Here is a 24263-nt window from a genome sequence, read left to right on the forward strand (position 1 = left end):
TAACCGGCTGATTTTTAAAGGTTAGCTCACCGTTTCGATGGCTTTAGCTAATCCCGTTTTGGTTAATGAAGCCCTAAGGTGAAAGTAAAAAAGCACATCTTTTGATTTAATTTCTCAACCCTTGCGCGTGCGCGCGCGTATCGAAAAGACATTAAAAAACAGATAAGGCCGCATCCTTTTTTAAAAGATGCGGCCTTTTGTCTGTATGGTTGGTTCAGCCTCCAACCATTTGTTTCCTATCGTACCAGATGCCCGGTCAGCCCCCGCGCACTTGGTCTCGATATTGGATCCCCCAGCCCCAAAGGGCTATGAGATGGCCTCTCTTAACGGAAGAGCGACAGGATGTTCTGCGAGTCGCTGTTTGCAATCGAGAGCGACTGGATTGCCAGCTGCTGCTGCGTCTGCAGGGCCTTCAGCTTGGTGGATTCTTCGTTCATGTCGGCGTCGACGAGGCGGCCGATACCGCTTTCGAGCGAGTCGGACAGCTTGGAAACGAAGTTCTGCTGCATATCCAGTCGCGAAGATACGGCGCCCAGCTTTGCGGCTGCGCTTGTCGCTGCTTCGAGCTGGCCATCGACATGCGAGATCAGCTGGTCGAGAACGTCTTCGCTGGTTGCGGTCGCACCCAGGCCGAAAGCGGTCTTCATGGTGTCAAGCTTGGTGAGGTCCAGTTTGAGAACCGATGTACCGGAAGCATAGACGGTTGCGATCGTCGTCAGCGCGGCAGGAACAGCGGCGTTAAGGGTTGCGCCGGTGGCGTCGGTCGTCTGAAGCCACTTGTTTTCGCCAACCTGCTTGTAGAAGTCCGTGCCATCGCTCCAGACGCCGTTTGAGCCTTCGGAGAAGGTCGCGCCGAGCGTCGTCGTTGCGGTGCGGAAAGTGCCGTCGGTCCATTTTGCGACGTCGGCGCGCAGTGCGTCCGCGTCGAGAATGCCCTGCTTGTTGCCGCTGACATCGACGAGAACGTTCGAGCCGTCGAGAGTGACGTCGATGGACTGAACCTTGACGTTGCCCTCAGAGTTGCGGGTGAAAGAACCGACGATCTGCTTGTCGATGGAAACGCCGGTTGCCAGGTCGCCGGCCGTAGCGGCGGCGGTGCCGATAACACCCTTGAGCCAGTTTTCACCGGAGAAGGAGGCGGAGTCGGTGATGGACTTCAGCTGATCCTGGAGCTGTGTGATTTCTTCCTGGATCTTGGACTTGTCAGCCGTCGATTCCTGGGCGGTGATGAGCTTGTTCTTGATTTCCTTGATGACGTTGATCGAGGATTCAAGACCGGAAGAGGCGGTGTCGACCTTTGCAGCGCCGAGACCCATCGCGTCCTGAACGGAAGACAAAGCGGCATTGTCCGAACGCATGGTAGTCGCAATCGACCAGTAAGCGGCGTTGTCGGAGGCAGAACTTACGCGCTGGCCCGTCGAAATGCGGCTCTGCGTGTCTTCCATGCTGGAGGAGATCGAACGCAGAGTCTGAAGAGCGGACATTGCGTTAATGTTGGTGAGAATGCTTGCCATAGTAGATGTGTCCCTTGTTTTTACGAGATACTGGAGTGGGGACATACCGGGCTTCGTATTACCGGTCACAACGTTTCGGCTTCATGCCACTCGGTTCAGAAATACGTAGTTTCGGAAACCAAACCCGCTGCGTGTGGAGAGAATGTCGCAGCGAAGAATTGCGCATTTATTAATTTGATCACTAAGAAATACTCGAAAATATCTATGGTTACTTTTGAGTATATTTAAATGGTAAGCTTTTTATTGATAAATATAGTTACCAATTTGTCAGAAAAACTGGTAACCAAAGCGTTAAAACGCAAAAACCCCGCGGCCATGGGCACGCGGGGTAAAAGAGCTGGGTTAAGCGGTATCAGGCCGGCACAAATGCCGTCAGTTGAAAGATCTGACGAGGCTGCCGACAAGCAGGTTCCAGCCGTCGATCAGCACGAAGAACAGGATCTTGAACGGCAGGGAAATCGAGGTGGGCGGCAGCATCATCATGCCCATGGCCATGGTGATCGTGGCGACGATCAGATCGATGACCAGGAAAGGCAGGATGATCAGGAAGCCTATCTCGAAACCGCGCCGGATTTCCGACAGCATGAAGGCAGGAACCAGCACGCGGTAGTCGACGACATTGTTGGTCATCACTTCCTGTCCGCGCTCGCGGGCGATATCGACGAAGAGCTTCAGATCCTTGTCACGCGTATTGGCGTTCATGAAGGTGCGGAAGGGTTCGGCGATGCGCTCGACGGCCTGCTGCTCGTTGATCTGGTTTTGCAGAAGCGGCTGCACGCCGTCCGTCCACGCTTTGTCGAAGGTGGGCGACATGACGTAGAAGGTCATGAACATCGCCATCGACAGAAGGATCATGTTGGACGGGGTCGACGCAAGTCCCATGCCGGAGCGCAGGATCGAAAATGCGATCACGAAGCGCGGAAAGCTCGTGACCATGATCAGGATACCCGGCGCGACGGAGAGAACCGTCAGAAGGCCGAAGGTGCGAATGATCCATGCCGCGACGGACCCGTCTATCTGCGTATTGAACAGATCGGACGGAAATTGCTGGGCATTGGCAAGGCCCGGCAAAGCAAGGAGGACAGCGATGGTAACAAGAAATCGAATCATTCGATGACAAAGGTCCGGAACATGACCTTGGATACGCGCCCTTGAGAGCGCAGGTCAACTCGTTCCTGAATGTCATCCTTAAGATATTGAAAGCCGCGCGGCCCTTCCAGCTGCTGGAGGGAAACGGTGCGGACATAGGCCATGATGTCCTGGTGGATATCTTCCGCCAGACCCACCTCGACCGGCCCCTTGAACATCAGCGCCACTTCCAGCCGCACCCAGTTCGTGGCGGGGTAAGCGAGGTTGGTGGTGATGGGGTCGAGCTGGACGATGCCGTTCGCTTCGGCCGAGATCTTCTCGATGCCCTCACCGCCCTTGCCACCCTTTTCACCGGCGGCTTCCGACGCTTTTGCGGCCGTCTCGGCACCGGCGATCTTCGGGGCGACCATGCCGCCCACGAACCAGCCGCCACCCGCGCCGAGCAGCGTGAGGATCGCGACGCCAGCGATCGTCATCACCAGCGACGAGGACTTCTTTTTGCTGTCAGCCTGTTCGTTTTCCATGGGTCAGTCCCGCTCCCGCATGCCGGCGTCAGAGCGGCGAGAACAGGTCGACGACCTGCTGACCGACCGGGGGCTGCTGCACTTCCGTCAGACGGCCGCGGCCGCCATAGGAGATGCGCGCCTCGGCGATGCGCTCGTAGGAGATGATGTTCTGCGCATCGACATCCTGCGGTCTGACGATACCGCCAACATTGAGGATGCGGATTTCGTGGTTTACGCGCACTTCCTGGGAACCGCTGATGATGAGGTTGCCGTTTTCGAGAATGCCGGTCACCACGGCGGCCACGAGGAGTGTCAGCTTTTCGGAACGCTTGGTCTTGCCCTTTGCCTGGGTGTCGGTATCGGAACCGTAATTGATGCTGGAATCGGCCTTCGGGTTCCAGCCAAGGATCTCCGCATTGGCCTTCCAGTTCAAGCCGCTGGAATTCGTGCGGTTGCGCTCCGTTTCATTGTCGAAATCGGCCTTGTCGTTGATCTGGATATTGACGGTCAGGATGTCGCCGATATTCAGCGCCCGCAAATCCTTGAACAGGGCTCCCTGGCTGTCGCTCCACAGCGAATAGCCGCTGGCCATATGTTTCGGCTGCTTGGGATACATGCCCATCTGCGGCGTCTGGCTGAATTGCAGGCCGCTGCCGATCGGGCTCATCGCGGGGGCGTTGCCGATTTCCTTCAGGGTCTGGTTGTTCTGGCAGCCGGCAAGCAGGGCGAGCGGCAGGAGGAGGGCCGGAAGACGCGGGGTCATGAAGGATCCTTCGAAGTGTTTTTGTCGGTTGCCTGCGACATGATGCCGGCGACGGTTGCGGCTTTCTGCGCATCCATCTCGCTGAGGATGAGGCCGGATTGGCGCGGCGGCAGCTGCATGATGATGGCGGCGGCAATCTCCACATGCATCTTTTCGAGCTGGGGTGCTGCGGCATCCGCCTTCATCGTCTTGTAGATGTCGACGAGATTGCTTTTTGCCTGATTGAGGAAATGCTCGCGCCGCGCCAGCCAGTCCTCATATTCCGCCTTGCGGTCTTCCAGCACGGAAATGCGCTCGTTGACGTCCGCCTGCAGCTTTTCAAGCTCCTGCTTCTGCATCAGGTAACGCTGGTCGCGGGCGGCATCGGCGATATTGGTGCAGAATTTCTGGATTTCATCCTGCGTACTGAGTTCCGACACCACGTTCTGCTGGCTTTCCGCGCCGGCAGCGGGAAGCAGGAACACCAGCGAGGCGACGGCCGCGAAGCGGACGAGGCCATTCGAAAGCGGGTTTTTGATCTGAATTTCCATCATTGCAGCACGAGCTCCGCCTGAAGGGCGCCGGCGGATTTGATGCCTTGCAGAATGGCGATGATGCCATCCGCCTTGAGCCCGATGCTGTTGAGACCGGCAACCAGCGTGCGAAGGTCTGGGCCTTCGACGATGGCGACCTTGCTGCCTTCCTGCATTGCCATGATATCGGTCTGCGGCTGCACGGCCGTCTGTCCGCGCGAGAAGGGCGCCGGCTGGATGACCTGCGGCGATTCGGTAACCTGCACGGTCAGCGTTCCGTAACTCACGGCAACGCGGGAAATGCGCACATCCGCACCGATGACGATCGTGCCCGTCCGTTCGTTGATCACAACTTTTGCCGGTGTATCCGTCTCGACGGTCAGGTTCTCGATTTCCGCCATCAGGCGGGTCAGATCGACGGTACGGGGTTTCTGCACTGCGATTTCCTGCGAATCGCGCGGCTCGGCGATCGGATCGCCGTAACGGGCGCGGGCAAAGGCGTTGACGACATCGGCGACCCTGACCGCAGTCGAAAAATCGGGATTGCGCAGCTGAAGCACCAGATTGACCGAATCCTTGAACTTGGAGGGCAGTTCGCGCTCGATGATCGCGCCGTTCGGCACGCGTGCGGAAGTGGTCACGCCCTGGGTCAGTGTCGCAGCGTCACCCTGGGCCGAAAAGCCATTGACGATCAGCGCTCCCTGGGCAACCGCATAGATCTGGCCGTCCGCGCCGGAAAGCGAGGTCATGATGAGCGTGCCGCCGCGAAGCGAGTTGGCGTCGCCCAGCGAGCTGACGGTCACGTCGACGCGGCTGCCGGGGCTTGCGAATGGCGGCAGATTGGCCGTCACCATCACGGCGGCAATGTTCTTGGCGTTCGACTGACCGCCCTGCGTGGTGATGCCAAGGTTCTGCAACATCGCGCGCATGGATTGTTCGGTAAAGGGCGAGGATCGCAGGCTGTCGCCCGTGCCCTGCAAACCGACGACGAGACCGTATCCGATCAGCTGGTTGTCGCGTCCGGCCTGCAGCGATGCGATATCCTTGATGCGGGAGGTATCGGCATGGGCTGCGGGGACGGAAAGGAACGGCTGGGCCGAAATCAGAATGGCCGCGGCTATGATACGAAGCATTCTCATTTCGCCATCACCTGAATGGTTCCGTCCCTCATGACAGTGCCGCTGACCATCACGCCGGAATCGATATTGCGCACGCGCACGACCTCGCCGAGCGAACCGTCGGTCATCGGCGTTCCCGAAGCCATCAGCGTCATGTTGCCGATCGTGAAGACGAGTTTGACGCTCGTGCCGCGCACCACCAGCGAGGGTTCGCGCAGTGCGGCGACGGGGATGGTGCGTCCGGGAAGCAATGTCTGTTTGGAGATCATGCCTTCGACTTCGCTGATGTCGGTCGCATAACCCGAGGAAATGTTGGGATTGGTCACTTCCACCGGCTTCACCTGTTCCGGCGTGATCGTCTCGCCGGGATAGATGGTGCGTGTGGGAACGAGCGCCATCGGCGCCTGAGCAAGAGCGGGCGCCAGTGCACCCAATGAAAAGGCAGACGCCAGGCACATACGGACGAGCGCCGTTCTGTAGCTGTTATGTTTCCGGCCAAACCTCATGTTCGCCTGCCTTTCCGTTCTTACTTCAGGTTCTTGCTGACAATCGAAGCCATTTCGTCAGCGGTGGTGATGACCTTGGAATTCATCTCATAGGCGCGCTGCGCCGTGATCAGGTCGGTGATTTCCTTGACGGCGTCGACGTTCGAGCCTTCAAGGTAGGATTGCTTGATATAGCCGTAGCTCGGATCGTCGGGCACGCCGATGACCGCGTCGCCGGAAGCCGGCGTCTGGGAGAAGAGGTTGTCGCCGAGCGGCTTCAGGCCGGCCTCGTTGGCAAAGTTTGCGATGGTGAGCTGGCCGAGTTCCGTGAAATCGGCGGCGTTGCCGATACGAGCCGTCACCTGACCCGTGCGGGTGATGGTGATGTCCTGCGCGTCGGTCGGGATATTGATGTTGGGAATGACATTGTAGCCATCGACCGTCACCAGATTGCCGTCGGCATTCTTGTTGAAGGCGCCGGCGCGGCTGTAGAGCGTCGAACCGTCAGCCGCTTCGATCTGGAACCAGCCCTGACCGATGATCGCCACGTCGAGCTTGTTGCCGGTCTCGATCAGGTTGCCCTGGGTGTGGATGTTGCGCACGGCAGATGTCTGTACGCCGAGGCCGATATTGGCGCCTTCCGGCACGATTGCCTGGTTGGCCCGGTTCGGCACGCCCTGCATGCGCTCGGTCTGGTAGAGCAGATCGGTGAACTCCGCACGCGCGCGCTTGTAGCCGGTGGTGTTGATATTGGCGATGTTGTTGGCGATGACTTCCAGATTGGTCTGCTGGGCGTCCATACCGGTGGCAGCGATGGCAAGAGCTCTCATGTCAATATTCCTGCTGGGCTAGATCTGCATCTTGGTAATGTCGAGATAGGCCGACACGATCTTGTCGCGGAGCGCGATGGCGGTCTGCAGCGATTGTTCGGCCGAAAGCATGGCATCGACCACTTCACGCGTATTCGCCTTGCCCTGAATGCCCTCGAAGGAAGCGACTTCCGCCTTCTTCAGATTGTTCATCGCGTCAATCGATACGTTGCCGAGAACGCTGGCGAAGCTTGCGCCCGTCTGCTGCGCGGGTGTCGTCTGCTGCTGGCCGCCAAAAAGGCTTTCCGTCAGCGAGGAGACGCCGCTTGCGCCGCGGGTAAGCGAAAGGGAACTGACTTGCTTGATACCGTCGATCATTGCGATGCCTTCAGAAGGTCGATTGTGGAGGCGACGAGGTCGCGTGTCTGGCGGATCACCTGAAGGTTGGCGTCGTAGCTGCGGTTGGCTTCGCGCATGTCAGCCATTTCGATCAGGATGTTGACGTTCGGCATCTTCACCATGCCGTTGCTGTCGGCGGCCGGATTGCCGGGGTCGTATTCGTTGACGAAGTCGCCACGGTCGACGCCGAGTTTCTTCACCGTCACGCGCTCCACGCCGCTTGCGCGGTCGAGCTCCGAGCCGAAGGTAACCGTCTTGCGGCGATAGGGGTCTGCACCGGGCGTGTCGCCCGTCGATCTTGCGTTGGCAATGTTTTCCGAAACAATGCGCAGTCTGGTGGACTGCACTTCCAGGCCGCTGCCCGCGATCTTGCTGGCCGCACTCAAGGGATCCATGGCTTACCTCTTTACCGTCATCAGCATCATGCGATGGAAGGATTTGACGAGATTGGCGTTCAGGTCGTACTGCCGCTTGATCTCGCCGGTCTTGGTCATTTCTTCCGCAAGCGCGACCGAATTGCCGGATTCCTGCATGCCGATCTCGTTATTGACCGGGTTGTCGCGCAGAGCGATGTTTTCGCTGAGCGCGCTCGCACCGAAATGGGCGGGATGGGTCTTCGCCATGCCGACCTGCTGGTCGGTGGCCTGCATCACGGCTTCAAAAGGGCTGACATCCTTGGCGCGGAACTTCGGTGTGTTGGCGTTGGCGATGTTGGTCGCCACGACTTCCTGCCGCACGCTCAGCCATTCCGCTTGGCGGGATGCCAGATCGAACAGTTGAATCGGTTGCATAGACTTCTCCATCTCGTATGGCCCGAACCTACGGCGCTAATCTTGCGTCAGACTTGCGGGGAGGGCGAAGATGCGGAGAAGGGGAGAATGTGATCTCGAAGGCTGTCGTGGAAACGAAAAAGGCACACCGCAGATGCGGTGCGCCTTGGGATATCAAACCTCCCCGTCATGCCGGACTAAATCCAGCATCCAGCCCGGTGTGCGGATGCTAAATCATTGCCAAATCTGACAGCAATACAGGCTGAATGATCTGACTATTTCTCGGGATGATAGGTCTTCCCGGAAGAGGTCTCTATCAGCCATTGGCCACCGCGCTGCTCGATCTTCGTCAGGCGCGCATTGTCCGGCAATGTCGAACCCACCCGCACCACATACATTCCCGATCCATCCTCGATCAGCGCGCGGCCGTTGGAAACATGCAGCAGACGGAATGAGGTCTGGCCGGGGAAGGGCTGGTCTTCAAGCCCGGCGGCGAGATTGTTCTGTTTTTCCTTGCCGTTCCCGCTGACTGTTGCCGTCGTCAGCATATCCGGCAGTTCGGCCGGTGGCGGCATGTCTTCCTTGTTGCGGTTGGTCATGGCCATCGGCGAAACGCTGAAGACCTCACGCGGGCCGGTATGGGGCAGGTCGCGCGTGCGATCGCCGCTCGCGACCTTTATTCCGAACTTGTCCTCGTTGAAGAACACGTACCAGGGAAAGAAGGCGGCGGCGGCGGCAAGTCCGATTCCCGTCCATGCCAGAATGCGGTCGAGTGTGAAAAACGGAGGCTGCGGCCGTACGTCCCCGACATCGCCATTGTCGATCTGTTTCTTCTTCACGAGTCAGCCTCTCATTCTCGGATTTACCTGCGGCTGATTATTTTGCGCTCCGCCGCGCAGCGCAGTCGCCAGATCCGCATAGGCGTCCTGCGCCGCCGGTTCGTTCGGAAGCTGTTTCAGCGTTTCATAGATGATTGGAACCTGCTTGATCGCCATGTCGAGATCGGGATCGGTGCCGGGGCGATAACCGCCGATCAGCCGCAAATCCCGGGTTTCCTCGAAGCGGTGCACCAGCGCCTTGAGGCGCGAGACCAGCTTTTCCTGATCCGGCGTCCAGGCCTTTTTGGCAAGACGCGAGATCGAGGCCAGAGGATTGATCGGCGGATAGCGGCCTTCTTCCGCAAGGCTGCGGTCAAGCACGATATGGCCGTCCAGAATACCACGGGTCGAATCGGCAATCGGATCGTTGTGATTGTCGCCATCCACCAGAATGGAGACGATGGCGGTGATGGTGCCGGTGCCTTCGGCGCCCGGTCCCGCCCGTTCCAGCAGGCGCGGCAGCTCGGTGAAGACGGAGGCAGGATAACCGCGCGCCACCGGCGGCTCGCCCGAGGCGACCGCCACTTCACGGATCGCATGGGCGAAACGGGTTACGCTGTCGATGATGAGAAGGACGTTGTCGCCCTGGTCGCGAAAATGTTCTGCAATGGTAACGGCGGATAGCGGGGCCATCTTGCGCAGCATCGGGCTTTCGTCGCTGGTCGCAACGACCGCGATCGACTTGCTCATATTGTCGCCCATCGTATCTTCGATGAATTCGCGCACTTCACGTCCGCGTTCGCCGACAAGCGCAATCACCACCTTGTCGAAAGCGTCGGCCTTGGCGAGCATCGACAGCAGCGTGGATTTTCCCACACCCGAACCGGCGAAAATGCCGAGACGCTGCCCGAGGCACAGAGGCGAAAAGATATCGATTGCGCGCACGCCGGTCTTAAAGGGTGTTTCCACCCGTTTGCGCGTCATAGACGGCGGCGCATTGTTTGAAATCGAACGGCGCTCGATGCCGGCGGCAAGCGGTCCCTGATTATCAATCGGCTCGCCAAGCGCATTGATGGTGCGCCCGCACCAGCTGTCGTCGGGCGCGACGCGGAAAGCGCCCTTCCTTATGACGGTGTCGTGGATGCCGATAGGCTCGCCCGGTTCGATGGGGCAGACATAGCAGATCTCCGGCTCCACGCGCACCACTTCACCGAGATGAATGCCGGTCGCGCTGCGATGGGCGACGAATTCACCGAGCCGCACATGCCGCGAAAGACCGGACACCGTGTAGTGCCCGGCGGCAATGGTGCGGACGTGCCCGCCCGGCGCCACCGAAAATTCCGGATCGGCATAGTGACCGGCGAGGCTCGCCAGCTGGGCGAGCTTGGGTGAAATGGCTCCAGCCGAGAGCATGGATTCCGGCATTTTCATTACTCAGTTCCTCAACGCGCGCCGCCAAGCGTCTTGATCCCCTCGCCGAAGGTGGATTCGGTTTCGCGCATCATCGACGAAATGCTCTCAAAGGCCCGGTTGACCTGAATAAGCTGCGTCATCTGCGAAATGCCGTTGACGTTCGATTGTTCGAGATAACCCTGAACGACGCCAACCTCGTGGTCGTTGACAACAGGTGTCGGCTGGGCCACGGGCTTCACGCCGCTATTGGGATGACGCAGGAACCCCTGCGAGAAATCCGCCTGGAAGATGCCGAGCGTGGCGACGATGTTTTCATTCTGGCGAATGGCGCCATCGAGACCGACGGTGATCGGGCCGCCATTCGCATTGAGCTGGATGGGACCGCCGCCGGCATCGAGAACCGGATAACCGCTCGAAGAGATGAGCGCGCCGTCCGGGCGCATGGTGAAGCGGCCGTCGCGTGTCAATATCTGGCCATCGGGCGTATCCAGCGAGAACCAGGCATCGCCCTTGATGGCGAAATCGAAGGAATTGCCGGTCTGTTCGAAGGCGCCCTGACGCGTTGAGAGATAGTCGTTGCCCTGCGAAACGAACGCCACCTTGGCATTCATGTCATTGTGGTTCTTGGCGACCATTTCGTCGAATTTCACTTCGGAGCCGCGAAAGCCGACCGTGTTCACATTCGCCATATTGTCGGAAATGGTGGTGAGACGGCGCTCCAGCGCGATCTGCGAGGACAGGGCGACGTATAGTCCGGATTGCATATCATTTGCCTCCGAGTTTCAGGGAGTTGATGGAGATCAGCAGATCAGGGGAAATACCGTAGCCGCTGGAGGAGCCGAAAACGGCTAGGGGATCATAGGTCGTCGAGGGGTTTTGCATTTCCCACATGATGGTGAAACGCTCGAGCAGCTTGCCGACCTTTTCGGGATCCTGCAGATCCTTGATCTTGATGGATTTTTCGATGAGGGCAGCCTGTTTCTCGACATCCGCTGCGGCAAATTCGTCGGGCAGGTTGTAGGCGGTGCGGAAAACCTGCGCGAGCGCGTCATCGGCCAGAAAGTCGAGACCTGATTTGATCGTCGGCGCCTTGCGTTCGAAATAAAGGGCAAGGCGGACGCCGTTATTGTCGTCGCCCGCTTCCTGTTCAAGCGTCTGGCGGGTGTATTTGGTAATGATGCCGGACTTGGCCGCGTCAACCGAAGTCGCCGCCGCGCCAAGCCCTGCAAAATCCAGCGATTTTGCAAAATCCGCATAACGGCTGTCGGAAAGCTTGTTGGCGAAAGCGTTCTTGTCGGTCGTGCCTTCCGTCAGCACCTTGCGGATGAAGGCTTTCGCATAGGCCATGTCCTCGAGGCCGTGGGCTTTCAGCGCATAATTGTAAAGACGGGTATCGGCCATGAAATCGTCGATGGATTTCACATCGCCGATCTTTGCCCGGTAATATTCGGTCTCGCGCGCCACATCGGGCTGCTTCGACACGCGCTCAAGCGACTTGCCGATGTCCTGACTGATCAGTCTGTAGCTGGTGTAGGTGGAAGTCACTGAACCGCCGCTCTCGTTTGATCCCGATCTCAAGGCGCACGTCCGCCTTTGTCGGGATAATGCCGCAGGTTGCTTGCGCGAAACTGGCTGCCGGGGAAGCGTGAAAGAGGCCTCGCGGACAGGTTCACGCAAGCCACATTTTCTAGAGATGGCGGCATGGAACACTGTTCGGGCGTGGTCGATCAATGAATATTGTAATTGGACTTATAATCACCTTCGGCTGCATCATCGGCGGCTACATGGCGATGGGCGGCCATCTGGACGTGCTTGTGCAGCCGTTCGAACTGGTGATCATCGGCGGGGCGGGTCTCGGCGGTTTCATCATGGCGAACCCGATGAAGGTCGTGAAGGATTCGGGCAAGGCGCTCGGCGAGGCCTTCAAGCACTCGGTGCCGAAGGAGCGCAACTATCTCGACGTGCTCGGTGTGCTTTATTCGCTGATGCGCGATCTGCGCACGAAATCGCGCAACGAGATCGAAGCGCATATCGACAATCCCGAGGAATCCTCGATCTTCCAGAGCGCACCCTCGGTCCTGAAGAACAAGGAGCTGACGTCGTTCATCTGCGACTACGTCCGCCTGATCATCATCGGCAACGCCCGCAGCCACGAAATCGAAGCGTTGATGGATGAGGAAATCGAAACCATCCTCAACGACAAGCTGAAGCCGTATCACGCGATCACCACCATGGGCGATTCCTTCCCCGCCATCGGTATCGTCGCGGCGGTTCTCGGCGTCATCAAGGCCATGGGCAAGATCAACGAATCGCCTGAAGTTCTGGGCGGCCTCATCGGCGCGGCCCTGGTCGGCACCATGCTCGGTATCATCCTGTCCTATTCGATCTGCAACCCGCTCGCTTCGCAGGTGAAGATCGTCCGCACCAAGCAGCACCGCCTCTACATCATCGTCAAGCAGACGCTGATTGCCTACATGAACGGCTCGGTGCCGCAGGTCGCGCTTGAATACGGCCGCAAGACCATCTCCAACTATGAGCGGCCGTCCATCGATGCCGTCGAGCAGGAGATGATGAATCCCGGCGGCGAAAACAAGGCGGCATGATCATGGCAAAAGCTGCAGCGCAGAAAGCCCCGGCCATCGACACCGCCCTGCTCGCGAAACTCACGGGAGGGCTTTCCGACCGCAAGACGATTGCGAAGATCGGTTCGGATATCGGCCATCTCTACGGCGAATTCCTGCCGGACATCTTCCACAGCGAAACGGGCATCGCGATAGACGTCGAATATATCGGCTCCGAATCGGGGCTGATGACCGATCTCATCGCCAATGCCGGCCAGAATGTCTCGGTCGCCGATTGTTCCTTGCGCAACTGGTGCCCCAATTTCATGATGACTGTCGGCAACGGCTTCGTCATTGCGCTCATGGAACGCATGCTCGGCGCGGCCCCCGAAACGATCGGCGAGCCGGACGAGCGCAGCCTGTCCCATATCGAACTCGACCTTGCAGCCATGGTTCTCGGTCGTATCGCCGGTGTCCTGCGCTCCGGCGTCAACGCACCGGGTGGCTTTGAGGCGACAATCGATCCGCCTTTTAACGCCAACGGAAAAAGCGCCTTCGAGGAAATGATCGCCGGCCTTTACGGCGTAACCATCCGCATGAAGATCGATATCGGCAAGGTCTCGTCGGAATTCTCTCTCATCGTGCCGCAGCGTCCGCTGCTCAAGACCTCCATCGTCGCTCCCAAGGCTTCGGCCCAGGCGCTGAAGAAGCAGGAGGAATGGATGGAGATGATTTCGCAGCAGGTGAAGAGATCGCAGGTAACGCTTGAGGCGCGCATCAAGCTCGAAACGCTGACCCTGCGGACGATCTCCCGATTGGTGGCCGGCGATGTCATTCCGTTTCAGGATCTGAAGCAGGACGATATCGGCGTCGAGGTCAGCGCCAACGGATCCAAGCTTTATAATTGCGAATTCGGCAAGTCCGGCGACCGCTACATGGTTCGGGTGAAGAACAATGTCAGCACGGACGACGAGATTCTGCGACATTTGATGGGTTAAATCCGGCCCGCCCTCTTGGGGTTTTGGGCAGGCTGACGCAAGTTTCAAAGGGAATAATCAGCGCATGGCTACGAAGAAAACACCTGTGACCGATGACGCGGCGCTGCCGTCGCTTGAAGATGGCGGCGACATCGATCAGGCTATCGGCGATCTGCGTGGCGTCCTCAAGACGGATGCGGAAGGTTCGCTGTCCGATTTTGGCGACTTCGGCGATTTCGGAAGCGTGGACGATGCTTCTGCGGAGAACGACCTTTCCGCCTTTGGTGGCGGAGCGGCCGATTTTGCGATGGACGATTTCGCCGCCGCCCCGCAGGTCGCGGGCGTCAGGGCGCCGCTCGGCAGCGGATTGTCCGACAATATGGACCTGATCATGGATATCCCGATCGATGTCCAGATCGTTCTCGGCACCAGCCGGATGCTGGTTTCGGGTCTGATGAGCCTTGAAGAAGGTGCGACGATTGCGCTTGACCGCAAGATCGGCGAGCCGGTGGAAATCATGGTGAATGGCCGCCGTATTGCGCGCGGTGAAATAACAGTACTTGAAGACGACGATACGCGCTTCGGCGTAAAATTGATTGAAGTAATGAGTACGAGAAAAGCCTGATCCCTGTGGGGACGGAGAGGAAAGACCATGATGGACTTTGAGGATTTCGGTAACCCCCTGGCAGGGAAGCCGTTGTCTCAGACTGACAAGGCGGCCGCGGTGCTTCTTGCCATGGGCAAGGGCGTCGCCGGCAAGCTGCTGAAGTTTTTCACGCAGCACGAATTGCAGATGATCATTTCCTCGGCCCAGACCCTGCGTGTCATTCCCCCAGACGAACTCGCCCAGATCGTGGCGGAATTCGAAGACCTGTTCACGGAAGGAACGGGTCTGATGGACAATGCCAAGGCAATCGAAAGCATTCTCGAAGAAGGCCTGACACCGGAAGAGGTGGACAGCCTTCTTGGCCGTCGCGCCGCCTTCCAGGCCTACGAGGCGTCGATCTGGGACCGCCTGCAGGAAGCGGAGCCGGAATTCGTTGGCAAGTTCCTGCTGCGCGAGCACCCCCAGACCATCGCCTATATCCTCTCCATGCTGCCTTCCTCCTTCGGTGCCAAGGTTCTTCTTACCATTCCTGAAGAACAGCGTGCAGACATCATGAACCGCACGGTGAACATGAAGGAAGTCAGCCCCACGGCTGCGCAGATCATCGAGAAGCGCGTGGTCAACCTCATCAACGAAATCGAGGCCGAGCGGAATGCGGGCGGTTCGACAAAGGTTGCCGATCTGATGAACGAGCTGGAAAAGCCGCAGGTGGACACGTTGCTCAGCTCCCTCGAAACGCTCAGCAAGGAAGCCGCCAACAAGGTCAAGCCGAAGCTCTTCCTCTTCGACGACCTTATGTTCATGCCGCAGCGCAGCCGCGTTCTGCTCCTCAACGATGTTTCGGCGGATGTTCTGACCATGGCCCTGCGCGGCGCTACGATGGAAATCAAGGAATGTGTCCTGTCCAGCATCAGCCCGCGCCAGCGCCGCATGATCGAATCGGATCTTGCAGTACCGCAGGCCTCGCTCAACACCCGCGAAGTGGCGATCGCGCGCCGCGCCGTGGCGCAGGAAGCCATCCGGCTGGCCAATTCAGGCCAGATCCAGCTGAAGGATGTGTCCGCAGACGAACAATCTGCGGCGGCCTGAGCGGAAGCCGGTTGATAACCCGCCCTTACGGCAGGGCCGGCCATTGCGACGGTCGGCCGCGGGCGTTAGTTTCGGGATGACGGCCTGCCGGGATCGGCGGGCCTTTTTCATTCCGGGAACGTGCCTTGGCAGACGATCAGGACAAGGACAGTAAAACAGAAGACCCGACGGAGAAAAAACTCCGTGATGCGGCAGAGAAGGGCAACCTTCCCTTTTCGCGCGAAGTGCCGATCTTTGCCTCGTCGCTCGCCTTTTATTGTTACCTGGTTTTCTTTCTGCCCGATGGCGCAGGCCGCATCGGCGTGACGCTCAAAGACCTGTTCGGCCAACCTGAGCAATGGGACCTCAGCACCCGGCCGGATGCCCTGTCGCTGCTTTATTTTCTCGGCACGTCGATGGCTTACCTGCTGATGCCGGCCATGATCATGTTCATCGTCTTCGGCCTTGCCTCATCGTTTTTCCAGAACCTGCCGTCACCGGTGCTCGAAAGGGTGCGTCCGCAATGGTCGCGCATCTCGCCGGCGAAGGGGTTCACACGTATCTACAGCAAGCAGGGTTTCGTTGAATTCGGCAAATCGCTGTTCAAGATATTGATCGTTTCGGTGATCATGTTCCTCTCACTGCGCAGCGATTTCTACGGTCTCATCGACCTGATGTTTTCCGATCCACAGGTGATTTTCGTCAAGGTTGTCGAGATCGTTAAAAAAATGATGGTCGTGATCCTGCTTTCGACCGCGCTGCTTGCCGCAGTCGACCTCTTGTGGACGCGACATCACTGGTTCAGCCAGCTGAAAATGACGAAGCATGAGGTGAAGGAAGAATACAAACAGTCGCAGGGCGATCCCGTCGTCAAATCCCGCCAGCGCTCGATTGCCCGCGATCGCGCCCGCCGCCGTATGATCAATAATGTGCCGCGCGCGACGCTTGTCATCGCAAACCCGACACACTTTGCGGTGGCGCTGCGTTATGTGCGCGAAGAAAGCGACGCGCCCATCGTCGTCGCCAAGGGCCAGGACCTTATCGCATTGAAAATCCGCGAGATTGCGGAAGAAAACAATATCCCCGTTTTTGAAGATCCGCCCCTCGCACGCTCCATGTTTGCGCAAGTCTCGATCGATAGTGTGATTCCACCAGCTTTTTACAAGGCTGTGGCTGAGCTCGTTCATCGGGTTTACGCCATGAAGTCATCGAAAATACGGGTTCAATAAAACCAATGAAAAAATCCGCCTATTCTGAACAGCGGGAAATGATCGTCGCAGAGGCGATCAACCCGATCGCCACCGAACTACGCCTGCTAGACCCGGCCGACCTGATTTCGCTGCTCAGATTCGAGTGCAATGGCAGCATCGCTGACCTCGTCTCGTCTGCCGCGGAACTTTATTATCATCCCGGTACGATCAATTTCGGTGCGGGTGGCGAATATAAGCTCGAATGGGAAGGGGCGCCGGAGATCGTTCTTGATCTGGAGATCAAGCCGAAGGGCGTCACGATCTATGCGCGCCTCATTCTGGCGAATGAACATGCGGCGGTCGAGATCAACCATGTTTCGTTTCAGAACCCTTCGGAAAACCCGGACGAAAATACCGAATTCCTGCGCCAGAGCCTGAGGGCCGCGCGATTCGTGCCAACCCGTCAGGGCGAAGCAGCCTGAACAAGGCTATCAAACATGTCATCGACTATCCGTCGCGCCTGCGAAAATCACTGGCGCGACGGCTTCTTTGCGGCACTTTTTTGCCCGAGCTTGCCTGAAGCCTGCCGGTTTATGCAAAACCGTTCTGTGAAGCAAAGGAACGCCTTGCAAATCAGCGTTGTTGTTTGTTACCTATCAAATTAACGATTTGTTAACGAACGACAGGTCGCGGTGGCCGGTTTCAGCCACTGCCGATGCGCATGATGCCCCTGCTCGTTTTCGGCGAAGCGCCGGATTTTTTCTTACATTTTGAATTGGGTGGAACCCATGACCAGTATTTTGACCAATGCGGCGGCAATGGCCGCGCTGCAAACCCTGCGTATGATCGACAAAAGTCTGGAAACCACGCAGGCGCGCGTGTCATCCGGCTACCGTGTCGAAACCGCAGCGGACAATGCTGCCTACTGGTCTATCTCGACGACGATGCGCTCCGACAATGCAGCGCTTTCGGCGGTGCAGGATGCATTGGGCCTGGGGGCCGCGAAGGTCGATACGGCATACGACGCGCTTGAAAGCACGATCGAGGTCGTCAAGCAGATCAAGTCAAAGCTCGTCGCCGCCTATGGCGTCGGGGCTGACCGCGGCAAGATCCAGGATGAAATCAAGCAGCTTCAGGAGCAGCTGAAAAGCATCTCCGAATCGGCTTCCTTCTCCGGTGAAAACTGGCTGCAGGCCAGCATCAGCAACGGCGGCACACCTCCGGCCGAAGAGCCCATTACGAAAAAGGTCGTTGCATCCTTTACGCGTACGGGCTCGGGCAATGTCGGGGTCACGACGGTCGATTATGTGCTCGACGGCAGCACCGTCCTTTTCGACCTCAGTGGCGGAAAGCTCGGGATTCTCGATAAGAACGCTGTTTTTGTCGCCAAGACGGAGCATGAGGTCACTCAGAGTTCGACGACTGCCGGGAAGGTGACGGAGACGGGTTATGTCGTCCCGAAGCTCACCGATGCGCAAGTTGGCGCGCTGAATGCCACGACGGCGGATACAAATACCGATCCGAACGTCTATAGTGATGGAACCGATACTTACCTCCGCCTTGCGGAAAATGCCTGGGTCAAAGTAACGGCGACAGACCCATCGAGCGGTGGAACGGCCGTTGCCCCAGCCTATCGTGATACCGGTGGCAATGACTGGTTTTACGATACGAGCAGCGGTCAGACTTCAGTCGCTCGTTCACTCGGTTTTTCCGTCTCCACTCTCGACCTCGGTAAGCTCGATATCGTCGCCGCAGCCATGGGCGGGTTTGCAGGCGCTGGCACGACCTATACCGACGCCGACGCCATCGACATGATGATGTCCTTCGTCGACAAGCAGCTTGAAGCGATGACCAGCACGGCTTCCAGCCTCGGATCGCTGCAGAGCCGCATCGACATGCAGGAAAACTTCGTATCCAGCCTGATGGACGTGATCGACAAGGGCATAGGCCGTCTCGTCGACGCGGATATGAACGAGGAATCCACCAGGCTGAAAGCGCTGCAGACGCAGCAGCAGCTGGGCATCCAGGCGCTCTCCATCGCTAACGCCAATGCGGAAAACATCCTCCAGCTCTTCAAATAATGGCTTCGGTGGGCGTGGGCGCGCGGATGATCGGGCGCATGCTTCCTGATCAAGGCCGCCTTCATCCTCGCACAAGTTTGAACGCCTAACGTCGGGGCAATATCGGGTGGATCGCATGGCGTGATCCGCCCGGAAATCACGGAAGAGACGGGCAGGGTAGCAAGGATGACGGTGGTGCCGCCAAACGGCTTAGAGCATTTCCAGGAAAAGTGGACACCGGTTTTCCGCCCGGAAATGCGACAGAACGCTCTGGATCGCAGGCAGCGAAACATGTCTTGCCCCTTTGGTCTGTTTTGCCGGGGGCGGGCATGAGCGCGTCCATTTCACGATATCTCAAGGATTTCGGTGACACGCAGCCCGCAGGGCTGGCGTTTGGCGATCCTCTGGCGGATGCCGAACAGGTTTCCGGTTTTGATGATCTTGCCGCCGGTTTCGATGAATTCGCGACTGTCGACGTGGAAAGTGAAAAACAGGCGGCCTATGCCCGTGGCCACGACGATGCCACTCGCGAAATAACCGAAAAGATGCAGGCTGAGCGGGAAGAACTCCTGGCGGCCCACAAGGCCGAGCTTGAAGACCTGCGTTCGGTCTATCTCGAAGAGACCGCCGTTTTCCTGTCCCGCCGTCTGCGCGATGGCATCGATGCGATCGCCGCCAATCTCAGCGAACAGACAGCCAATATCCTTGCGCCGCTTCTGACGGAAAAGCTGTCGGTCAAGGCGGTCTCGGCGCTGGCGGATGTGGCGCGGTCTTCCATGCCGGATGGCGAGGCGGTCACGATTGTCGTGAAAGGCCCGAAAGATTTGTTCGAGAAGCTGAAAACACAGCCGGGCTTTGAAGAAGAGACGATGAAATTTACCGAGACCACGGACATCGACCTTACCGTCGAGTTGGGTGAAAGCGTGTTCGTCACGCGCATGTCCGCCTGGGCATCCAGTCTTCGCAAGGTGATGAAATGAGTGAAGGCGAAAATCACCACCACGGCAAAAACGAGATCATCATCGTCAAGCGCCACAAGGGCGGGCACGATGGCGCCCATGGCGGCGCGTGGAAGATTGCCTATGCCGACTTCATGACGGCGATGATGGCGTTCTTCCTCGTCATGTGGCTGGTCAATGCCGCGAATGAGGAGACCAAGGCCTCGGTCGCCAGCTATTTCAATCCGATCAAGCTGTCAGACGAAAAACCCTCTTCAAAGGGGCTGGAAAAGCCGGCGGACAAGGAAGAGGGCGTCCAGAAGAAGGACCAGTCCAACATCCAGGCGGAAAAGACCACCAAAGGCTCCGCCGCGGCGACGGGCGAGGACCTGACCTCCCAGACCGGAGAGCAGTCGAACTTCTCGGAAGCCGACTTCTTCGAGAACCCCTATTCGGTGCTGGCGGAAATCGCCCAGCAGGTTGGGCAGCAGGCCAATGTCAGCGCCAAGGGCGAGGGCGGGGCAGCCGATTCCGGCCCGGCGACGGGCGCGAGCGGCGGCGAAGCTTACCGTGATCCTTTCGATCCCGATTTCTGGACGCAGCAGGTAAAGATCACCCGCGCCGACCAGCAGCAAAATCCGGTTGAGCCTCAGCAATCTGCCGAGAACAGGAAGGATACGGAAGCGAAGGATGGCAAAGCGATTGAAACTGTTCAATCGCAGACACCGGCCGACAAGGCGCAGGACGGCAAGCCGATGGAGGTTGCCGCCGTTGTACCGCAGCAGCGTCCGGATGCCGCAGAGCAGGCAGCGCTCGCCAAACCCACCATGCCGGATCAGCAGCAAGCCAGCGAAGCCGAGTGGCAAAAGGCGGACACGCTGCGCGAAGAGATCGAAAAGCAGATATCGGGAATAACCGGCAAGCTCTCCGAAGGTCTGGTGGTGACCCCCGCAGAAGGCGGATTGCTGCTCACCATTTCCGACCAGACGGAAACGCCGATGTTCAATGTCGGATCGGCCGTGCCCCGGGGCGAATTGGTTCTGGCCATGGAAAAGATCGGCAAATTGCTTCAGGAGCGGGGCGGCAGCGTGGTTATCCGCGGCCATACCGATGGACGGCAGTTCAAGGGCGGCGCCAATGACAACTGGCGGCTTTCCATGGATCGCGCGCACAGCGCCTATTACATGCTTGTGCGCGGTGGCCTTTCCGAAGAGCGGGTGAAGCAGGTCTCTGGTTTCGCTGACCGCAGATTGCAGGTGCCGGCTGATCCAATGGCGGATGCGAACCGCCGTATTGAAATCCTGCTTGAGGCCGATCGGGGGTGAGTGTGACGAAATCCTCGAAACGCTGGCTTCTTCTTGCGGCGACGCTTTGTGGTCTCGGCTCCGAGCCGAGCAAGGCGTTTTCGCAATCGCAAGACAATCTCATGCCCTATGCCATGTTGCGTTCCCTGCAATTCGTGCAGGATTCGGTGGCCATGGGAGACCACTCCGCGACTGAGATGCAACGGTTCCTGCTCCAGACCATCGACGAGCGGCTGAAAAGCGCCCCCTCGGCGATCTTCAAGGATCCGCGCAATGTCGATGCGGCGCTTATCTATGCGATGAGCGGCGGCAATCCGGCCACGCTCGAATTGCTGGTCGCGCGCGATGTGGATGGTAATTTCGACAGCCGCGTTGCCGATATCCTGCGCAAATATCTCTCCGGCAAGGGAACGCTGGTCGCCCAGAGCATCGCCGCCATGGTGCCCGAATATCGCGGCACCCGGATTGGCGCCTATCTTGCATTGATCGGCGGTAACGTGACCATCCCGCGCGATCCGCTGGCTGCTCTTGGTTTTTATGACATTGCACGGCTGGAAGCGCCCGGCACCATCGTGGAAGAGGCCGCACTTCGCCGCTCGCTGGCGATTGCCGTCGAAGACGGCGATGCCGGACGCGGTGTCGAATATGCGCAGCGTTACGCGCGGCGGTTCCTGCATTCGCCCTATGCCAGCCAGTTCGCGGACCTCTTGGTTGCCTTGGTGGTCAAGCGCGCCGATTCCATCGGCGAAGAAACGGTGCAGGAAACATTCGCCATGATGGACGCGGAGAGGCAGAAGGAAGCCTATCTGCGTCTATCGCGCCTTGCGGCGATCAGTGGCAAGGATTCGCTGGCGCGTATGGCGGCACTGAAAGCGAAAGCATTGTCGCCCGCCATGCCGGATCAGCCGGAAGTCCAGGCAAATCTCTATGAAAGTCTCTCCAACATCGGCACGCCCGACGTGGTGAGCGCGATCGAAGCAATCGGACAAATTCCCGAAGCACAGCTTTCGGATCGTGACAGGGCCTTGCGAGATGCGGCAAGGGCAATCGCCGAACAGGTGGTTCGCCCTCCCTCCCTGCAGCCAGGCGCGGATGCCGGCGTTGCAGCAGGAGAGGGTGCCGGGCACGATGCGCCGCCAAAAGAGGCGGGCATTGCCGAGGCGAAGAGCATATGGCGGGTTGAAACCCATAAGGTTGACGATGAGAGCGACAACGTCCGGCAGCTCGTAACGAGTGGCCGCAGCAAGCTCGATGAAATCGACAGCCTGTTGAAGAAAGGCGAGGGGGCCCCATGATCGACGGAACCACTAACGCGATGGTGAATGCACCATATTCGGATCCACGCGCCGGCAGCGCCGGTGTGAGGGACGATGCTAAAAGCGGAAGCTTCGGCGATGCCCTCTCCACCGTCCGCGACGAGCGGCCGCCGCAGGCACCGCATTCGCGGCGTCATGAGGCAGGATCGTCCGAGGAACAGCACGCGGAGCCCGATGGCGACGCGGAGAAGACCGATACGCCGATCAAGCGGCCCGGGACCTTTCTGAATGTGATCGTCAAGAGCCATTCCGGAGAGGGCCGTGGCCAAGAGGCGATTGCCGATCTTGAGAACGCGGTCAAAAAAGCGCACGCATCGCCTGAAAACGGCAAGCCCGGCAAGAAGGTCAAGAACGAGACCGACAAGGACGGCGAGACGGCGGCGGATGCGATTGATCCGAAGCTTTCGGATATTGAAGCGGTGACGGCCAATGCCGGCAATATCGCCACTGCCAAGACGCCCCTCGAGGAAATTGCGCAGGCGATCGCCGGCAAGGCCGATCCGGTGAAATCCGACAGGCTCGAGACCGTCCGTGGCAAGGCTGAGCCTTCCAAGGACATGCCGACACGGGCCGAACTTGCCGGCAATGAGGCTGAATCCGGCTCGGACAGCGAAGGCGATGCTTCGGCATTCCGCTTCGCCTCTTCGCGTCCCGGCACGGCCCGCGCTCTCGATATCAGCACGGTTCAGCGTGAAGGCCGCGTCGAATTCGAAGCCCGGGAAAGCACCGGCAAGTCTGCTGAGACCATCACGGTTCTCGATTCACGACGCTTCATCGGCCTCGCGCCCTCGACCAATGCTTCCGCCCTGACCGGCCTGATCGCCAACGATCCCGAATGGGTCAGCGCCATGCAGCCCGGTTCGGCGCTCTCCAACGCGGCAGCCCAGAGCAGCACCGGCAAAGTCGTCCATACGCTGAAGCTGCATATGACGCCAATCGAGCTGGGATCGGTGACGATGTCGCTGCGTCTTGCCGGCGATGAGCTCGCGGTTCACATGACCGTGGAGAGCATGGCGGCCTATAAAAAGCTCCAGGAAGACAGCAAGAGCATCCTTGACGGGCTGAAGGCGCAGGGTCTGACGGTCGATAACATCACCATCAGCATCGCTTCTTCCGACAAGAGTGACCAAACGGGCACACAAGGCAACAATCAGCAAAATCAGCAGGCGCAGCAGCAGGGCCAGCAGGCCGCCGCAGGGCGCAACCGTGACGAGTCCGGCGCACGGGGCGGCCGTCAGGGCAATGGTGATAATTTGGGGGTACATAATGAAGGCATGGATGGCGCTCTCGGCTCTGGCCGTTCTTCTGCTGACAATGGCGTCTACCTCTGAAAACGCACAGGCTTCCGCAACGTCCGGCGCCTGCGAAAGGGAAATCCAGTCCGCTGCACGCAAATATGGTGTGCCGGAGGGAATTCTCTATTCCGTCGGTCTGACAGAGACGGGCCGCAAGGGGAAGCTGGACCCCAACGCCATGAATATCGAAGGAAAACCGGTATTTGCCGCATCCACGGAGGAGGCGCTGACCACTTTCGAGGCGGCAAAGCGTAACGGCGCCAAGCTGATCGACCTCGGATGCATGCAGATAAACCATTATTTTCACGGCGAAAACTTCACTTCCACCCGTGAAATGTTCGATCCACGCCGTAATGTCGAATATGCCGCCATGTTCCTGCGCAATCTCCACAACAGGCATGAAACCTGGACCATGGCCGTTGCCCGCTACCATGCCGGCCCCAACAATGACCCGGCGCAGAAGAAATATGTCTGCAGGGTCATCGCCAACCTGGTGGCGACGGGCTACGGGAAATGGACTCCCAACGCGAAAAACTTCTGCGATGGCTAGCAATCTTTGGTTGCGTTAACCGCGCCGAGACTCGCAATCTGAAATGTGGCGAGAGATTGATCGAAAAAAGGCGCTTCAAGCGGTTTTTTCGGAATTTTAAAATTTTTGCACAAAAATTTTGTACCATATATGGTTAACAACCACTATATGTAGATCAAATCGGCACAAAATAGTTAATCAATTATTAATAACTATCGATGA

The 24263-nt window shown here is 58.6% G+C and carries 27 protein-coding genes; 12 read left to right on the top strand and 15 right to left on the bottom strand.

The window, feature by feature from the left end:
* Nucleotides 1-323: 323 nt before the first annotated feature.
* The 15 genes from JZY08_RS01205 to JZY08_RS01275 form a co-directional block, all read right to left on the bottom strand.
* Nucleotides 324-1514, bottom strand: a complete 1191-nt coding sequence (locus JZY08_RS01205; protein WP_216330701.1) for a flagellin — start codon at nt 1512-1514, stop codon at nt 324-326.
* Between the two features lie 372 nt (nt 1515-1886).
* Nucleotides 1887-2624, bottom strand: a complete 738-nt coding sequence (gene fliP / locus JZY08_RS01210; RefSeq protein WP_003493833.1) for a flagellar type III secretion system pore protein FliP — start codon at nt 2622-2624, stop codon at nt 1887-1889.
* The gene (locus JZY08_RS01215) at nt 2621-3127 is read right to left on the bottom strand and encodes a flagellar basal body-associated FliL family protein (protein ID WP_003493835.1); all 507 of its coding nucleotides are present in this window, start codon (nt 3125-3127) and stop codon (nt 2621-2623) included. The genes fliP and JZY08_RS01215 overlap by 4 nt, the downstream gene beginning before the upstream one ends.
* A 28-nt stretch (nt 3128-3155) precedes the next feature.
* Nucleotides 3156-3872 (bottom strand): flagellar basal body L-ring protein FlgH, encoded by a 717-nt coding sequence (gene flgH / locus JZY08_RS01220; protein ID WP_216330702.1) that lies wholly within the window; start codon nt 3870-3872, stop codon nt 3156-3158.
* Nucleotides 3869-4405: a MotE family protein gene (locus JZY08_RS01225; RefSeq protein WP_216330703.1), complete on the bottom strand. Its 537-nt coding sequence runs from the start codon at nt 4403-4405 to the stop codon at nt 3869-3871. The genes flgH and JZY08_RS01225 overlap by 4 nt, the downstream gene beginning before the upstream one ends.
* Nucleotides 4402-5523 carry a flagellar basal body P-ring protein FlgI gene (locus tag JZY08_RS01230; protein WP_035241594.1) on the bottom strand — a complete coding sequence of 374 codons (1122 nt, stop codon included), beginning with the start codon at nt 5521-5523 and terminating at the stop codon, nt 4402-4404. The genes JZY08_RS01225 and JZY08_RS01230 overlap by 4 nt, the downstream gene beginning before the upstream one ends.
* Nucleotides 5520-6008: a flagellar basal body P-ring formation chaperone FlgA gene (flgA, locus tag JZY08_RS01235; RefSeq protein ID WP_080600153.1), complete on the bottom strand. Its 489-nt coding sequence runs from the start codon at nt 6006-6008 to the stop codon at nt 5520-5522. The genes JZY08_RS01230 and flgA overlap by 4 nt, the downstream gene beginning before the upstream one ends.
* Before the next feature lie 20 nt (nt 6009-6028).
* A complete protein-coding gene (gene flgG, locus JZY08_RS01240) occupies nt 6029-6817 on the bottom strand; it encodes a flagellar basal-body rod protein FlgG (RefSeq protein ID WP_003493845.1) in 789 nt (262 codons plus the stop codon).
* An 18-nt stretch (nt 6818-6835) separates the two neighbouring features.
* Nucleotides 6836-7174, bottom strand: a complete 339-nt coding sequence (locus tag JZY08_RS01245) for a flagellar hook-basal body complex protein FliE (protein ID WP_003493846.1) — start codon at nt 7172-7174, stop codon at nt 6836-6838.
* Nucleotides 7171-7590 (bottom strand): flagellar basal body rod protein FlgC, encoded by a 420-nt coding sequence (gene flgC, locus JZY08_RS01250; protein WP_003493849.1) that lies wholly within the window; start codon nt 7588-7590, stop codon nt 7171-7173. Before flgC ends, JZY08_RS01245 begins: the two co-directional genes overlap by 4 nt.
* A 3-nt stretch (nt 7591-7593) precedes the next feature.
* A complete protein-coding gene (gene flgB / locus JZY08_RS01255; protein ID WP_003493850.1) occupies nt 7594-7986 on the bottom strand; it encodes a flagellar basal body rod protein FlgB in 393 nt (130 codons plus the stop codon).
* A gap of 254 nt (nt 7987-8240) precedes the next feature.
* Nucleotides 8241-8789, bottom strand: a complete 549-nt coding sequence (locus tag JZY08_RS01260) for a hypothetical protein (RefSeq protein ID WP_167373909.1) — start codon at nt 8787-8789, stop codon at nt 8241-8243.
* A gap of 18 nt (nt 8790-8807) precedes the next feature.
* Entirely contained in the window at nt 8808-10214 is a 1407-nt protein-coding gene (gene fliI / locus JZY08_RS01265; protein ID WP_003493855.1) for a flagellar protein export ATPase FliI, read from the bottom strand.
* Nucleotides 10215-10225: 11 nt separating this feature from the next.
* On the bottom strand, nt 10226-10960 hold the full coding sequence (flgF, locus tag JZY08_RS01270) for a flagellar basal-body rod protein FlgF (protein WP_003493857.1): 735 nt from the start codon (nt 10958-10960) through the stop codon (nt 10226-10228).
* Between the two features lies 1 nt (nt 10961).
* Entirely contained in the window at nt 10962-11741 is a 780-nt protein-coding gene (locus JZY08_RS01275) for a DUF1217 domain-containing protein (RefSeq protein WP_003493859.1), read from the bottom strand.
* Between the two features lie 185 nt (nt 11742-11926).
* Between JZY08_RS01275 and motA the strand changes: the two genes are divergently transcribed.
* From motA to JZY08_RS01335, 12 genes are all read left to right on the top strand, one after another.
* Entirely contained in the window at nt 11927-12799 is an 873-nt protein-coding gene (gene motA, locus JZY08_RS01280) for a flagellar motor stator protein MotA (protein WP_003493861.1), read from the top strand.
* The gene (locus JZY08_RS01285; RefSeq protein ID WP_164056244.1) at nt 12796-13755 is read left to right on the top strand and encodes a FliM/FliN family flagellar motor switch protein; all 960 of its coding nucleotides are present in this window, start codon (nt 12796-12798) and stop codon (nt 13753-13755) included. The genes motA and JZY08_RS01285 overlap by 4 nt, the downstream gene beginning before the upstream one ends.
* A 64-nt stretch (nt 13756-13819) precedes the next feature.
* A complete protein-coding gene (fliN, locus tag JZY08_RS01290; RefSeq protein ID WP_035241597.1) occupies nt 13820-14359 on the top strand; it encodes a flagellar motor switch protein FliN in 540 nt (179 codons plus the stop codon).
* A 27-nt stretch (nt 14360-14386) separates the two neighbouring features.
* On the top strand, nt 14387-15430 hold the full coding sequence (gene fliG / locus JZY08_RS01295; RefSeq protein ID WP_035241600.1) for a flagellar motor switch protein FliG: 1044 nt from the start codon (nt 14387-14389) through the stop codon (nt 15428-15430).
* Between the two features lie 125 nt (nt 15431-15555).
* Entirely contained in the window at nt 15556-16638 is a 1083-nt protein-coding gene (gene flhB / locus JZY08_RS01300) for a flagellar biosynthesis protein FlhB (protein WP_082183722.1), read from the top strand.
* 5 nt (nt 16639-16643) lie between these two features.
* Nucleotides 16644-17081, top strand: coding sequence for a hypothetical protein (locus tag JZY08_RS01305; protein ID WP_003493871.1), 438 nt, complete (start codon nt 16644-16646; stop codon nt 17079-17081).
* A 306-nt stretch (nt 17082-17387) separates the two neighbouring features.
* Nucleotides 17388-18680 carry a flagellin gene (locus JZY08_RS01310; RefSeq protein WP_003493874.1) on the top strand — a complete coding sequence of 431 codons (1293 nt, stop codon included), beginning with the start codon at nt 17388-17390 and terminating at the stop codon, nt 18678-18680.
* A gap of 308 nt (nt 18681-18988) precedes the next feature.
* Nucleotides 18989-19639, top strand: a complete 651-nt coding sequence (locus JZY08_RS01315) for a hypothetical protein (protein WP_216330704.1) — start codon at nt 18989-18991, stop codon at nt 19637-19639.
* Nucleotides 19636-20922 (top strand): MotB family protein, encoded by a 1287-nt coding sequence (locus JZY08_RS01320; protein WP_216330705.1) that lies wholly within the window; start codon nt 19636-19638, stop codon nt 20920-20922. Before JZY08_RS01315 ends, JZY08_RS01320 begins: the two co-directional genes overlap by 4 nt.
* Nucleotides 20919-22196 carry a chemotaxis protein MotC gene (gene motC / locus JZY08_RS01325; protein ID WP_216330706.1) on the top strand — a complete coding sequence of 426 codons (1278 nt, stop codon included), beginning with the start codon at nt 20919-20921 and terminating at the stop codon, nt 22194-22196. The genes JZY08_RS01320 and motC overlap by 4 nt, the downstream gene beginning before the upstream one ends.
* Nucleotides 22193-23548, top strand: a complete 1356-nt coding sequence (locus JZY08_RS01330) for a flagellar hook-length control protein FliK (RefSeq protein WP_216330708.1) — start codon at nt 22193-22195, stop codon at nt 23546-23548. Before motC ends, JZY08_RS01330 begins: the two co-directional genes overlap by 4 nt.
* Nucleotides 23496-24062, top strand: a complete 567-nt coding sequence (locus JZY08_RS01335) for a lytic transglycosylase domain-containing protein (protein WP_035241606.1) — start codon at nt 23496-23498, stop codon at nt 24060-24062. Before JZY08_RS01330 ends, JZY08_RS01335 begins: the two co-directional genes overlap by 53 nt.
* Nucleotides 24063-24263 lie beyond the last annotated feature (201 nt).

This window comes from Rhizobium sp. X9, from assembly GCF_018873185.1.
In the GTDB taxonomy this organism is placed as follows: domain Bacteria; phylum Pseudomonadota; class Alphaproteobacteria; order Rhizobiales; family Rhizobiaceae; genus Agrobacterium; species Agrobacterium oryzihabitans.